The organism is Chryseobacterium sp. T20, from assembly GCF_047345655.1.
GTDB lineage: Bacteria > Bacteroidota > Bacteroidia > Flavobacteriales > Weeksellaceae > Chryseobacterium.
The window spans coordinates 136,883-151,762 of sequence record NZ_JBLFDU010000010.1 but is presented as its reverse complement, the minus strand read 5'-3'; the positions used below and the strand labels follow the sequence as shown (position 1 = coordinate 151,762).

The 14,880-nt window shown below is 34.5% G+C and carries 10 protein-coding genes; all 10 read left to right on the top strand.

What is annotated here, in order from left to right:
• Nucleotides 1-12 precede the first annotated feature (12 nt).
• Nucleotides 13-2,358: a T9SS type A sorting domain-containing protein gene (locus ACMA47_RS19780; protein WP_413931164.1), complete on the top strand. Its 2,346-nt coding sequence runs from the start codon at nt 13-15 to the stop codon at nt 2,356-2,358.
• Between the two features lie 65 nt (nt 2,359-2,423).
• Complete coding sequence (locus ACMA47_RS19775; RefSeq protein WP_413931163.1) at nt 2,424-5,192, top strand: hypothetical protein; 2,769 nt, start codon at nt 2,424-2,426, stop codon at nt 5,190-5,192.
• Between the two features lie 3 nt (nt 5,193-5,195).
• On the top strand, nt 5,196-9,716 hold the full coding sequence (locus tag ACMA47_RS19770; RefSeq protein WP_413931162.1) for a TonB-dependent receptor plug domain-containing protein: 4,521 nt from the start codon (nt 5,196-5,198) through the stop codon (nt 9,714-9,716).
• Between the two features lie 124 nt (nt 9,717-9,840).
• Nucleotides 9,841-10,344: a GbsR/MarR family transcriptional regulator gene (locus ACMA47_RS19765; RefSeq protein WP_034696386.1), complete on the top strand. Its 504-nt coding sequence runs from the start codon at nt 9,841-9,843 to the stop codon at nt 10,342-10,344.
• A gap of 428 nt (nt 10,345-10,772) precedes the next feature.
• Nucleotides 10,773-11,183: a hypothetical protein gene (locus ACMA47_RS19760; protein ID WP_413931161.1), complete on the top strand. Its 411-nt coding sequence runs from the start codon at nt 10,773-10,775 to the stop codon at nt 11,181-11,183.
• A 132-nt stretch (nt 11,184-11,315) separates the two neighbouring features.
• Nucleotides 11,316-11,690 carry a hypothetical protein gene (locus tag ACMA47_RS19755; protein WP_413931160.1) on the top strand — a complete coding sequence of 125 codons (375 nt, stop codon included), beginning with the start codon at nt 11,316-11,318 and terminating at the stop codon, nt 11,688-11,690.
• Entirely contained in the window at nt 11,687-12,511 is an 825-nt protein-coding gene (locus ACMA47_RS19750) for a DCC1-like thiol-disulfide oxidoreductase family protein (protein WP_413931159.1), read from the top strand. Before ACMA47_RS19755 ends, ACMA47_RS19750 begins: the two co-directional genes overlap by 4 nt.
• A gap of 20 nt (nt 12,512-12,531) precedes the next feature.
• Nucleotides 12,532-13,008 carry an SRPBCC family protein gene (locus ACMA47_RS19745; RefSeq protein ID WP_413931158.1) on the top strand — a complete coding sequence of 159 codons (477 nt, stop codon included), beginning with the start codon at nt 12,532-12,534 and terminating at the stop codon, nt 13,006-13,008.
• Nucleotides 13,009-13,026: 18 nt separating this feature from the next.
• Complete coding sequence (locus ACMA47_RS19740) at nt 13,027-13,731, top strand: YqjF family protein (RefSeq protein WP_413931157.1); 705 nt, start codon at nt 13,027-13,029, stop codon at nt 13,729-13,731.
• 241 nt (nt 13,732-13,972) lie between these two features.
• A complete protein-coding gene (locus ACMA47_RS19735) occupies nt 13,973-14,872 on the top strand; it encodes a TIGR01777 family oxidoreductase (RefSeq protein ID WP_413931156.1) in 900 nt (299 codons plus the stop codon).
• Nucleotides 14,873-14,880 lie beyond the last annotated feature (8 nt).

The window sequence follows — 14,880 nt, the reverse complement described above, 5'->3', positions numbered from 1 at the left end:
ACTTTTACAACAATGGAAAATAATCATATAGATCAACAATTCAATGAAGCTTCCAAGCTTTCAGAAGAACCAACAGTTTTTCCTGGTTTTGAGAAAGTATGGGAAAAGATTGAAGAGAAATTAGATAAAAAAGAAGAGAAAAAGAAAATCGTTCCTCTTTGGCTGCCGTATGGTATTGCTGCAAGTTTGATGATTGGTTTAGGGGCTTTCTACTTTATGAATAAAAAAGAGGTTGCAGAACCTTTACAACCTGTAATAGCAGAAAATAAAGGGTCAAACGTTCCTGGTAATAAAGTTGATATTGCAAAAATAGACAGCCTTACAAAACAGAATATCCAGAAAGAGAAGAATATTGTTAAGCCGGTAGAAAAACTGGCGATCAATACACAGCCAACTCATACTCAATATCCTGTGGGATTTCCTCAGAAAACATTATCCAATCCCTTGTTTTCAGAAAAAGAGAAAAATGATACTTTATATAGTGATAGAAAAGTAGATTATATCTATTCAGGGCAACGCAAAGATACCAACGCTGTTAAGAGTATTGAAGAAGTAGTGGTGATGGGATATTCAAAAACAGTTAAAAGTAAGACTGTTTCATCTGCTTCTACTGTGATGATTGCTTCCACAGACAAAACTTCCGCACATGCTCCGGTTGCAGTATCTTCATTGGCAGGAAGTGTTGCCGGGATAGAAGTAACCACTGGAATTAAAAAGCATGATGAAATATCAATCAGAGGAGCAAAAAGTATAGACGGTCGCTCGACGACTCCTTTATATATTGTTGATGGAATTGTATTAGGCAGAGAATCTGGATTTTTAAATACCATTGACCCTAAAAAAATAAAAGAATTAAAAGTACTGAAAGGGCTTGAAGCTACTGCCCTGTATGGAAGCAAAGCTAATAATGGAGTTGTTGTAGTCACCACGAATGGATTATCTAAGGATGAAATAGAAAAACTTAAAAAAGTTTCTTCAGAAAGTAAAGAGGAAATACTAAAAGAACCGGAAGAACCTGAAAAAGTACTTCCTAAAGCAGGTCAGTTGACAGCTGGAGAAATTAACGATTTTTCTAAGTGGGATTATTGGAAAGATATTGCCGTTCCTACTCTGGATCAGTATAAAAATACGTGGAAATTCTTCCCTGATAAAAGGGTTTCAGTTCAGTTGGTTAATAAAGACAGAAAACCGGTAATAGGGGAAAAGGTAAAACTATTGGATGATAAGAAAAATATTATCTGGGAAGCCGTTTCAGATAATCTGGGTAATGTGGAATTATGGATATCACCACTGACAGATGAAAACTCGGATTCAGAGAAATATTATTTGTCGGATCACACCGGACAGGTAATCAGCAATAATCTCAGAACTTTTAAAAATGGACAGAACCTCATCATTCTGGATCAGCCTTGCCAGCAGAAACGTATTTTGGATCTTGCTTTCGTAGTGGATGCCACAGGTTCTATGGGTGATGAAATTTCTTATCTTCAGTCTGAACTTTTGGATGTATTGAAAAAGATTGAAGGACAGCTTAAAAATACAACGGTAAGATATGGATCCGTTTTTTACAGAGATCAGGGAGATGAATATGTGACCCGGAAATTTGACTTTTCAGACAAAGCAGAAGACCTTGTAGGATTCATCAAAAAGCAGAAAGCCGGAGGCGGAGGCGATACACCGGAAGCAGTAGTAGAAGCACTGAAAGTTTCTGTTGATGAGCTGAAGTGGAGTACTGAAAATTCAACTAAAATTATGTTTTTAATTCTGGATGCTCCTCCACACCATTCAGAGCAGAATATAAAGGATTTATACAGTACAATTAAGACTGCTGCAAAGAAAGGGATTACCATTATTCCACTGGCAGCAAGTGATACGGATAAACAAACGGAATATCTGATGCGTACATTTGCTTTACTCACTAATGGGACCTATACGTTCCTTACAGATGACAGTGGAATAGGAAACAGCCATATCAAACCTACCATAGATTCTTATGAAGTTGAAAAACTGAATGATTTATTATTAAGATTAATCCTTCAGAGAGCTGTTTTGCCAGAATGTAGCGCAGGAATTTCAAATGATCATATCAATAAAAAAATGGAAAAAGAAATTGACAACCAGGGTGAGAGTAAAACTGTACTATTTCCGAACCCAACAAAAGGTCTGATGCAGATAAAAACAAGAAAATCAATTGAAGAACTGTTTATCTATGATCTTGCCGGGAAAATTATTATGAGAAAAGAAAAATTACCCGAAGGTAAAAATACAATTGATTTAACTTCTTATCCTCAAGGGATTTATCTTGTACGTATTCATACGAATGATCTGTGGGAAACATTTAAGGTCATTAAAAATTAACTTTTTAAAAAAAGAAATTTCCCCGGAAATTTCTTTTTTTATATTTTTAAACATACTAATAACTGATGAAAAAGAATTATTTGCTGTTGCTGCCATGTACAATAACCCTATTACAGGCACAAAATTCACAATTGTACTATTCCGGAAAATTTTTGACATCTAAGGATAAAGAACAGAATTTTTTAAAGGTTTATAATAAAAACAGCGGTATCTATGAACTGACTGATGAGAAAGGATTTGCCATCATCGCTGCCAAGCCTTATGATACCCTAGTGTGGAACCAAGGGAAAAATACCCATGTTATTTCTTCTTATGAACTCAGAGAATTAAAAACGATTCTGGAAAATCAGACAGGAAGTAAAAGTGTTGAAAATATTTACAGTAAAGCCTATGACAGTCTTGTTTCAAAGGAAATTAAAGACGATTTCAGTATTGAAAAAACTAAAACCCAACTCAGTAAAAGATCACATTCTTATTTTGATAAAATAAGAAAATTAAAGCAAAAGAACGATAGTGTTTATGTTGTAAAAAGGATCAATGAGACAACATTGCTCTTTAACGGAAGTTTTACCACATCCTTTGATATTAAAAGCAGGAATGCTGTTCCGGGGATTCAAAATAAGTATGCCCAGGGAAGATCTGAAAATGGAAATCTTGTTTGGAAAGGCCCTGAAACGAATGAAATGTTCAGTTTTGGACCAGATCTATCTACGCTTGGATTTAACGGATTACCTTATGAATACGATCAGAATGGAAAACTGATTCCGTGGGTTGATGGACTTCAGCGTGCAAAAAGATATGATAATAACCTTTTTAAAACCACAGTAGGTTATAATAACCAGTTGAATGTAAATGTTTTTATAAAACAGGGTAACAATGAAAAACTCCGTCTTTCACTGAATCTGGGGCAGCAAAAGAACCAGATGTATTTTATTGATCAATTTGATATTACCAATACCCTTAAAGCAAAACTGAATGCAGATTTGGGTAGATATTACATTAATCTTGCTTTTAATTACGAAGAAGATAAAGCTACGAATACCAATAGAATAGGGTTGTTCAACAGAGCTTACCAAAACTCATTGTTAACACCGGTTTCTTTTTCAAATGAACAAAATACTTTCCTGAATAACGGCTCACAGAGAAGCTACAGCAAATATGCAGACAATCCTTCATTCCTTTTTGAACAGGATAGCAAATACCGCTATAAGAATCGGGACAGGCAGTTTAGTCTGAACGTAGCGAAAGACTGGGATCAATTTAAATGGAATATTACTCAGTCCTATGAAAGTATTACTATCTGGAATCAAGATCAGTATAAACCTTCTACTTATGGTTTCATCAGCGGTGTATCGAATGAAAGGATTCAAAACAACAGCTCCTATCATTCCAATATACAAGGTTCTTATTCATTGGGAGACTATGACTTTAGAAATACCTTCAGCCTGAATTTTATTTTAAATGATAAAAAATCTGACATTTATAACAGCCTGACCCATCAAAAATATCTCTATCAGAGAACTTCACAGGATCATATTTTTAATTATAATATGAATATCCGCGATTACGATTTTGAAGCAGGTTTTAATCTTGGGAATTCATTTTATATATCCAATACTTCTATTAAAAATAATTATTGGCTTCCAAAAGCTAATTTCTATTTAAAATTCAAGAACATGTTCAATTGGTATAATTATGATTTTAAATTATTGGGAAGCTATACTCAATTAAGCTCAGAACCGGAAATAACAAGGTCATACGCTTCCTATTCCAGTACTATGCTGAATGCAGAAAATTATAATCAATACTTTCCAATCCAGGAAGTAGAAAGCTTCAGGGGTTTATCTAATATGAATACTCAGGAATGGAAGATTGGAGCTAAGCTAAACCTTGGTTATAATATCAGTGTAGATGGAGAATATTTTAATAAAAAGAATACTGACGATATATTTCCTGTTTTTGAAAACAACCAGTTTAGACTTAAAAATATAGCAGATCATACGTACAGCGGATATGAATTCAATTTTGCATACGAACGATTACGTCTGGGACACGATATGTATACCACCCATAAAGTTTCCTTTTTCAAATATAAGGATATTGTAGACCGGATAGCTCCGGGATATAAGGATCTGGCGGTTTCAGGATTCAAAGATATTTATAAAACACTATCAGAAGGACAGGTTTTAGGTGCTGTGATGGGCAGTTACTTTGAAAGAAATGCAGCCGGACAATTGATCATTGATGAGTTGGGGTTTCCTAAAAAAGCAGACGGAATGAAAATTATTGCAGATCCTACACCGGATTTTGTGATGAAGTTCAACCACAGTTTTGCCTATAAAAACTGGTCTTTAGATATCAATTGGGAATGGAAAAGAGGAGGCCATCTCTGGAACGGTACACAGGCTGTTCTCGATTACTATGGTCGTTCTTATGGCTCAGGAGAAGAAAGGAATATCAAAAATTATATTTTCGAAGGTGTTCATCCTAATGAAACTGTTAATCAGATTCCTGTAGATTTCTATGATCCCAACCGGAATGTTATGGAAAACAGATGGTCGAGGTACGGTTATTTAGGGGTGGCTGAAAATTATGTTCAAAAGGCAGATTATATAAGAATCAACAATATATCCCTTTCCTCAGATTTCCCGATTAACCATAATAAACAGACTCTCAGACTGACTTTTTATGTAAATAATATCATGCTTTGGCAGGCCAATAAAGGCGTAGATCCTAATCAGAATTTCTACGATATGAGTAATGGAAGAGGACTGGATTTTTTTAATCTTCCTTCCTTTAAAACATTTGGCTGTATTGTTTCACTTAAATTTTAACTCATGAATCTCAAGTTTATATCCACTTATATCATCCTGCTGTGCTTATTGTTTTCAGCCTTTTCTGTGAAAGGGCAGCAACCATTTCAGGATTTTGAAAAAGAAAAGACCTACATCCAGACCAACCATGTTTTTTATAAACCTGGGGAGCAAATGTATTTTAAAATATATGTTGTAAAAGGAAACACTAATTTACCGGTCGAAGAAAGCAGGGTCGTAAATTTCGAAATAACAGATCCTGCAGGAAGTGTTGTGAGAAAATTAAAATACGAAATTACCAATGGATACGCCCGGGGAGACTTCTATTTTGCCGAAGATATGAAAGGAGGCATCTATAAAATCAGAGCTTTTACCAACTGGATGCAGAACGAAGAAGGAAAAAATACCTTCGAAAAAGAAATTACCCTTCAGAAAATTGTATCTCCAAGGATTTTAATGAAACTGGATTTTCCTAAAAAAGGATATGGCCCGGGAGATGAGGTAAGTGCCGATTTTTCAATGAGAAGTCTGAGTAATCTTCCGATTCCTTTTTACGAAGCAGATTATACCGTAATGCACAACGGAGAAACCATTTCAGAAGGAAAACTTATTACCGATAAAGAAGGCAAAAAATTGTTGACCTTTAAGCTTCCTGAAGTTTTGAAATCCTCTGATGCTCTTTTGAATATCAAAGTGAATTTTGACGGATTTACAGAATCGATCTCCAGAAATATTCCTATTGTCCTGAATAATCTGGATGTGAAATTCTTACCGGAAGGCGGAACTTTTATCAATGGAATAGAACAGAACATCGCTTTTAAAATTCTGGATGAGTTTGAAAAACCTGTAGATGCAGTGTTGGCAGTTTACAATCAGAATCATGAAAAGATAAAAGAAATTTCAGCTTATAATTTTGGAATGGGAAGTTTCCGGTTTACCCCTACAATAGGAGAATCTTATTATGCAAAAGTTATAAAACCGGAAAATATTACCCAAACTTTTAATCTCCCGGTAGCAAAAAATGAAGGACTGGTTTTGAATATTCGGAATGAAAATAAAAACCTGAATTTTACCATCGTTTCTACCCGTGAAAAAACAATTACCCTGCTGGGAAGTTTCCGCGGAAAAGACATTTACAACAAAAGCATTTCGCTGAAAAAAGGAATGAATTCTTTGGAAATTACAGAAAAGGATTTCCCCACAGGAATCTGCAGGTTTACCATTCTGGAAAACAGTATTCCGCTTGCAGAACGGATTGTTTTTACCAATAAAGTAAACCAGCTGAATATAAAAGTTACCCCTGTAAAGCAGAATTATCTGCCGAGGGAAAAAGTAATGCTGAATATTGAAACTACAGATGAAAATAATCAACCTGTTCCGGCTAATCTGGGAATAAGTGTGGTAGATGATAAGCTATGGACGTATGCTGATGATAAGCAGAATCATATTATTTCCTGGCTTTTAATGGATTCTGAGCTCAAAGGGAAAATTGAAAAGCCTCAGTTTTATTTCGATAAAAAAGAAGAAAAAGCAGATAAAAGCTTAGATCTTGTGATGCTGACAAACGGTTACCGATATTTTGAACCTATTCCGGAAATTCTGAAGACCAATAAATATAAATACCTTCCTGAAAAGAAAAACACAATCTATGGGGTTATAGAAGATGAAAACAAAAAGCCGGTGAAAGCAGATGTTTTTCTTTTGGATACAGATAATAAAAAAATTCTCAAACAGACCGTTGCAGAAAACGGGAAGTTTCATTTTTCGGATTTAAATGCAAATAATTCTTATAAGATTATTGCAAGATCTTTTCAGCCCAAGCATCAGCTTAAAATCAGGATTCTGTCTTACAATCTGGATATTAATCCTTTAGTAAAACAGAAACTTACCAATATAGACGTAGAAGAAATTGTAAAGGAAGCTGAAAGAAAAGAAGAAGTAAAAACAGAAAATAAAAACAATACCAGTCAGTTAAATCACCCACGAAGATCAAAAACTGATACAATCAGAAGGAATACAAGTATTGAAGAAGTAGTTGTGCTGGGGTATAGTGTAAAGAAAGACCAATTAGCGGTTGCTTCTACAACAGTAGCTTCTTCTATGGAAATGCAGAATGCCAGCGTAACTTCTTTATTGAGTGGAAAAGTTGCCGGATTAATGGTAACAAGTGCCGGGCAGCCGGGAGCAGGAGAACAGATCAATATTAGAGGAACAGCCTCCATTACCAATAAAAATCCGTTATTCATTGTGGATGGCATTCCTGTCGAAAACTTTAACACGACGATCAATCCAAATGATATCAACAGTATTACCGTTTTGAAAGATGCTGCTGCTACCGCTATTTACGGAAGCAGAGCCGTGAATGGAGTAGTGATCGTCAACTCATCCAAAAACAGAAAATCAGAAATAAGTTTTGATATTACCCCGAAATCTTACCTCGCCATACAAACTTTGCCTTATGGAAAGCTTATTTCATATGCCGGGGCAAGAGAATTTGTTTATCCTGAATATAAAACAACCAATACCTCTTACCGTTTTGATTACAGAGAAGCGCTTTACTGGAATCCGGTAGTAGAAACGGATAAAAATGGGAAGGCAAAAGTGGAGTTTTATAATTCAGATGCCAACTCCACTTTCAGAATTATGACAGAAGGAATTGCTGCATCAGGACTTTTGGGAAGAGATGAAACAACGTATGCTGCCCAGAGTCTGATTTCGATAGATACTAAAATTCCTCAGTACCTGACGAGAACAGATCAGATGACAATTCCTGTGGTGATTAAAAATAATTCTCCTGAAACACGCAGAATGACCATGAACGTTATTGTTCCGAATCATGTAAAACTCATCAGTTCTGATAGCATTATCACTCTGAAGCCCTTAGAATCAGGAAGATTATTTGTCAGAATACAGACAGATGAGGTGGTGAATTCCAATATCCAGTTTACCATCAAATCAGGAGAATTCAGGGAAACCATGATTCTTCCGTTTAAAGTAGAAGAAAAAGGATTCCCTCATCAGTTTTCCATCATTAATAATAAAACAGAAGATCTCAAAATCAATATTCCTGAGTATATCAATGGAAGCCTGTATTCATCGTATTATGTATTTGAAAGTACAGCACTGAAGTTATTCGAAGATCTGGAACAGCTCAAAAAAGAACCTCATGGATGTTTTGAACAGCTTTCCTCAACGGTATATCCAAACATTTTTATTCTGGATTATTTAAAATCAAGTAAAAAAATAGATACAGCTACAGAGAATCAGGTGATTAAAAGCCTGAAAAAAGGCTTTCAGAAGCTACTGAGCTATAAAAATAGAGATGGAGGTTTCGGATATTTCAGTTCTGTAGAATCGGATGTCTCCCTTTCAGCATTTGCATTATTGGAGTTCATGGAATTAAAAAGATATGTAAATCCTGATGCCAGGCTCATTCGGGAACTCTCCTCATTAATTTTGTCAAAGAAGAATGCCAACGGATTATTTGAAGTAAGAAAATCCTATGAGTCAAAAAAAGACTTTTCTGAATTTTCCTGGTCGAGAAATATGTATGTTGTATATGCTCTGTCCAAACTTGGGTTTAAAAATGAAATTGAAGACTCCTTTCAGGTAACACTCAAAAGAGCTTTAGCTACAAAAGATTCTTATCAGTTGGCTTTACTTGCTAATGCGGCAGCACATCTGGGGAAACAAAAAGAATATGATGATCTGATAAACATTCTGGACAAACAATATGAAACAAAGAAGGTAAAATCTGAAGTTACTTTTACAGGTTCATGGGGAATGTCTGCAGATGCAGAAACACTTTCATTATATATTATGGCGCTTCAGAAAGATGAGAAACTTAATCAGTTGAAAATTGCTGAAGCAGCTGATAAGCTTATTGGTCTCAATGGATATTACGGATTCGGTTCTACACAGGCTACGACACTGGCAATACAGGCATTATCTGATTTTTTCTCTAAAAATGGAAAATTGTATGGAACTGAAAAACCAGATATCAGGATTAATAATGCAAAAGCCTCACCTATGATAAGTGCTTCATCAGCATTTAAAGCCGGAGAAAATACTATTAATGTTCATTATCCAAATAAAAATGGACTTCCTTATAAGCTGGAATATCAATATTATACACTACAGGCTCCGGAAAGCAAAGATATTCCTGTTACTATGGAGACCAAATTAAAACCTGGAATGTCAAAAGCAGGGGAGACCAAGAGAATGACCATTACCGTAAAAAACAAAATAAACGGTGAATTGCCAATGACCATAGCAAAAATTGGTATACCGGCAGGACTAACGCTGCAAAATGCTTTGCTAAAAGATATGGTTGATAAAAAACAGGTTTCTTACTATGAGATTTTTGATAACTATCTGGTTTTATACTGGGAACATTTCAATGCAGAGGAAACGAAAACCATTAATCTTGATCTCAAAGTAGAATTTGCCGGAACGTATACAGGAAAATCAAGTAATGTATATCTGTATTATATGCCGGAAGCAAAGTACTGGAACCAAGGGATTACAACCAGTATTGAACCTTAATTTTTATAAATTGAAACAGACATTCTAAGGAGGTCTGTTTTATTTTAAAAATTAATTTTCAAAAATTATTGAAAATTCAAAAAATATAATTACATTTGTTACAGAAATTAAAAAAGGAAATAAGATGCAACTTTCAGAAGCAAAAGAAAAATACATTCAGACCTGGGGAACCTTTGCTACCAATTGGGGAATCAATCGTACGATGGCACAGGTGCATGCATTGCTTCTGGCGAGCGGAAAACCTCTTTCTACTGATGAAGTTATGGAACAGCTGGAGATTTCAAGAGGAAATGCCAATATGAATCTCCGTGCTCTGATAGACTGGGGAATCGTGAAAAAAGAATTTGTAAAAGGCGACCGTAAAGAGTATTTTGTAGCTGAAAAAGATGTATGGTATCTGTTCAAGCAAATTACCAAAGAAAGAAGAAAAAGAGAGATTGAACCTGTCATTTCCTTTCTTGAAGAATTAAAAAATATTGAGGATAAAGACTCTGAAGAAGCTCAGGAATTTATCAAACTGATGAATGATTTCAGTTCTGTAACCGGAAAAATCAACAATATCATGGATCTGGCGATAAAAAGTGATGACCACTGGCTGGTAGGGAAGATTACCAATCTGTTGAAATAAAGAACAAAAGAGGATGAAAATCCTTTTTTATTTCAATTTAATTTTCAAAAATTACTGAAAATATAAAATTTATAAAATGTTTAATATTGTTTCATATCTGATTTTCCTTTGCATCAGTTCATATATAACAATTGATGTAGGAAGAAGATGCTATCACGAAGGAAAATCCTACCTTATATACTTGCTTCATGATGATGGACTTTGTCTCACCATTAACAGGATACTTCTTGGATGTTATTATCTGGTGAACTTAGGGTATATCGCAATAAGTCTTACAACCTGGAGCATAATAAACAATCTTGAAGATATGATAACTGTCACAGCAACAAGAATTGGAAGTATCATTTTAATTCTTTGTGTGTTACATTACTTGAACATTTTCATTCTTTACTTTCTGAGAAATAAATTAACATTAAAATAATACTATTATGGCAACTACAATTTTAACCGAAACGTATAATTTTTCCGCCTACATGATCTATTTACCGATCGTAATTACCCTTACCGTATTGGTATCCCAGTTTTTATTTAAAAATTCAAAGACATTCATGATTGATATTTTCCATCAGGAAAAAGAAATTGCTATGGCAACCAACTCTCTTTTTAAAATAGGTTTTTACCTTTTAAACATTGGTTTTGCTCTTTGTATCATTGAATTTTTCCAAATTGAATCCATTGAAAGGCTGGTAGTAGCATTGAGTAAAAAAATTGGTGGATTTTCAATTTATTTAGGTATAATGATGCTTTTAAATCTATTATTATTCCTGAAAGGACGTAAACATGCATTGAGAAAAGAAAATATAGAAAGCAATCAGACTACTGATTTGGAAAGAAACTGATTTTTTATTTGAACCAATGTTTCAAAAATTACTGAAAATTTTAAATGAATAATAATTATGAAAAATTTAATCATTCACTTATTCCTGATTATTTATTTCAGACGAAAAGGATCACTTTAAATAATAACCACCATGAAAACATTTTTAAAATACGATTACTTTATCCAATTGATCATTCTCATAGTCTGTATCGTAGGTGCTGTAATGCATTACAAAGACTGGAAGTTTATAGAATTCTATTATGTGGTTGGAGGAGCGCAATTGATAAGTTATTTGATCAGGTTGTTTTTAAAACTAAAACAATCATCTGAGTTCAGAGTATATGGATTAACCATCATGCCGGTCTGGATATGTTTAGTTCTGGTGGATCAAAAAATTTATAATGAATTCACAATGGCTCTCATAGGGATATTTCTGCTTCTTGCATTGCTTTATACTCCGATAATGGCCATTCTCTATGTATATGATTGCTACAACAGTTATGAACCCTATAAATTACGACTATGAAAACGCTCAAAAATCACACCTTGATCTACGACAATGAATGTCCAATGTGTAATTTGTATTCCAAAGGTTTTACAAAATGCGGAATGCTGGATGAAGAAGGAAGAGAAGCCTTTACAGAAATCACATTGAGAAATAAAACCCTGATAGATTTCAACCGTGCAAAAAATGAGATTGCATTGGTAGATCATAACAGAAACGAAGTTGTATATGGATTAGACAGTCTGCTTCTCATCATAGGAAACTCTTTTCCGTTGTTGGAGAAAATAGCAAGAATGAAGCCTTTGTATTGGCTTTTTAAAAAACTGTATTCCTTCGTTTCTTATAACCGGAAACAGATCATTCCTTCTCAAAAAGACGATACAGAACAATCCTGTGTTCCTGATTTTAACCTGAAATACAGAGTTGCATACATCAGTTTTGTGGTTATTTTTTCGGCATATATCTTAAGTATATTTTCTGGTAAACTGAACTTGAATTTAGAGAAGAATTTCGTGAGAGAATTTGCCGTTTGCCTTGGTCAGATCCTTTGGCAGACTATCTTTTTAAAAACTTATCTCAAAGATAAAATCTGGGATTATCTCGGAAATATGATGACTGTTTCTTTAATCGGAACTTTACTGTTAATTCCTACGCTGATAAGCAGTTTTACTCCTGTTTTTTATATGATCTATTTTGGAATTGTAGTATTGATCATGTTTTTGGAACATATCAGGAGATGCAGAATATTAAAGCTGAGTTATCTTCCTACCATTTCCTGGATATTATTTAGAATAACAGCGCTAACAATCATTATTCTGACCACTTTTGGAATTAAAATATAATAAGCTAAAACGTTTTAAAAATGTCAACCATCTATTTAAATACAGTCATCAAAGCAGATATTCACTATGTTTTTGATCTGGCAAGAAATATTGATCTTCATCAGCAATCCACTTCAAAATCTCATGAAAAAGCCATTGCAGGACGTACTTCAGGACTGATTGAAAAAAATGAAACCGTAACCTGGCGGGCAAAACACCTCGGAGTATATCAAAATCTCACCACAAAAATTATCAGTATGGAAAAGCCGTTTCAGTTTATTGATGTCATGCAGAAAGGAGCTTTCAAATCTATGCGTCACCGACATATTTTTAAATCTGTAAACGGAAATACCCTGATGACAGATATTTTTGAATTTGAATCTCCGCTGGGCATCATTGGAAAACTATTTAATGCTGTTTTTCTCAGAGGGTATCTCAAAAACTTTCTGATCCGAAGAAATGAAATGATCAAAACCATTGCAGAATCTTCTGTCCGTGACGGAATAGCCGTTTTTTAACCTCCAAAACATGCAATTATGAACTTTTTAAAAGCAGAATGGCGAAAGCTGGCCATTATCAATTACGAAATCAATCCTGAAATTTTGCAACCTTACCTTCCAAAAGGGACAGAACTTGATTTTTATAAAGGCAAATGTTATGTAAGTCTGGTTGGGTTTATGTTTTTAAATACCAGACTATTGGGAGTTCCTATTCCTTTTCACCGGAACTTTGAAGAAGTGAATCTAAGGTTTTATGTAAAGAAAAAAGAAAAAGGAATCTGGAAAAGAGGAGTGGTGTTTATCAAAGAAATTGTTCCCAAACCTGCATTAAGCCTGGTTGCCAATTCTATTTACAAGGAAAATTATCATACCATGCCTATGAAAAACCAGATGGATGAAAAAGAAGATGAGCTGCTGATCAGGTATTCCTGGAAAGATAAAAGCTGGCATTCCATTCAGATTACAGCCGAAAATAAAGCAAAACCAATGGAAGAGAACTCAGAATTTGAATTTATCACGGAACATTATTTTGGTTTTACAAAAAAGGAAAATATAACTTCAGAATACGAAGTCTGCCACCCAAAATGGGAATGCTATACTGTAAAAGAATATGAATTAGAAGTAGATTTTCAAAAGATCTATGGAAATGATTTCGAATGCCTGAATCATCAGAAACCTCTTTCCGTAATGCTTGCCGAAGGCTCAGAAATTCAAGTCAAAACCAAGAAATACATCAGCTGAAAAATAAAGAGATTAAAACATCTTGCACTATTCATAAACATCTGTGAAAATCTGTGTCATCTGTGGAAAAAAAACACTTTCCAATAATAGTTGCGACAAATTATTTTAAACACAAATATCACCAATGTTTTCACAAATACGCACAAGGAAAATACAACATAATCATCTGTGAAAATCTGCAAAATCTGTGGTTAAACCTTAAACCTTAAACCTTGAACTCAAAACTTTAAACTTCAAAACAATGAAAATAATCATAGCCGGAGGAACCGGATTTCTCGGGGAAAACTTAGAAAAATACTTTGCAGAAAAAGGACATCAGGTTTACATCCTTACCCGAAATCCTCAACGTAAAAACGAAATCTATTGGGATGCCCAAACGATAGGTGAATGGAAAAATAGCCTTGAAAAAGCAGATGTACTGATCAACCTGACAGGGAAATCTGTGGATTGCCGATATCATGAGAAAAATAAACAGGAGATCTATTCCTCAAGAATCAACAGTACAAGAATATTACAGAAAGCGGTAGATGAATGTTCTGATAAACCAAAAATATGGCTGAATGCCAGTTCTGCAACCATTTACGTTCATTCTGAAAAGCACCTCAACACAGAAGAAAACGGAATTATCGGAGACGATTTTTCCATGAACATCTGCAAAAGCTGGGAGGAAGAATTTTTTGCAGTTAAAAATGAAGAAATACGAAAAGTTGCCCTCCGAACTTCTATCGTCCTTGGAAATAATGGCGGTGCTTTTCCAAAACTGAAAATGATTACAAAACTGGGGTTAGGAGGAAAACAGGGAAGAGGCAATCAAATGGTAAGCTGGATTCATATTGAAGATTTTTGTAGAGCAGTGGATTGGATTATTCAGGATCAGAATCTTTCAGGAACAGTGAATATAACCGCTCCGACTCCGGTTTCCAATGAAAATATGATGAAAAAACTAAGACATAAAATGAAAGTTCCTTTTGGGCTCAATGCTCCTGTATGGCAGCTGGAAATAGCCTCCCTATTCCTGAATACAGAAACGGAATTATTATTAAAAAGCAGAAACGTTTACTCTGAAAAACTTATAAAAAGTGGATTTAAGTTTTCATATTCTACCTTTGATGAAGCGATTCTTAATCTCTTGGAATCCTAATGTTTGCG

Coding starts and splice junctions, on each gene's coding strand:
- ACMA47_RS19780 (WP_413931164.1), top strand. CDS start 13: ATGGAAAATAATCATATAGATCAACAATTCAATGAAGCTTCCAAGCTT.
- ACMA47_RS19775 (WP_413931163.1), top strand. CDS start 2,424: ATGAAAAAGAATTATTTGCTGTTGCTGCCATGTACAATAACCCTATTA.
- ACMA47_RS19770 (WP_413931162.1), top strand. CDS start 5,196: ATGAATCTCAAGTTTATATCCACTTATATCATCCTGCTGTGCTTATTG.
- ACMA47_RS19765 (WP_034696386.1), top strand. CDS start 9,841: ATGCAACTTTCAGAAGCAAAAGAAAAATACATTCAGACCTGGGGAACC.
- ACMA47_RS19760 (WP_413931161.1), top strand. CDS start 10,773: ATGGCAACTACAATTTTAACCGAAACGTATAATTTTTCCGCCTACATG.
- ACMA47_RS19755 (WP_413931160.1), top strand. CDS start 11,316: ATGAAAACATTTTTAAAATACGATTACTTTATCCAATTGATCATTCTC.
- ACMA47_RS19750 (WP_413931159.1), top strand. CDS start 11,687: ATGAAAACGCTCAAAAATCACACCTTGATCTACGACAATGAATGTCCA.
- ACMA47_RS19745 (WP_413931158.1), top strand. CDS start 12,532: ATGTCAACCATCTATTTAAATACAGTCATCAAAGCAGATATTCACTAT.
- ACMA47_RS19740 (WP_413931157.1), top strand. CDS start 13,027: ATGAACTTTTTAAAAGCAGAATGGCGAAAGCTGGCCATTATCAATTAC.
- ACMA47_RS19735 (WP_413931156.1), top strand. CDS start 13,973: ATGAAAATAATCATAGCCGGAGGAACCGGATTTCTCGGGGAAAACTTA.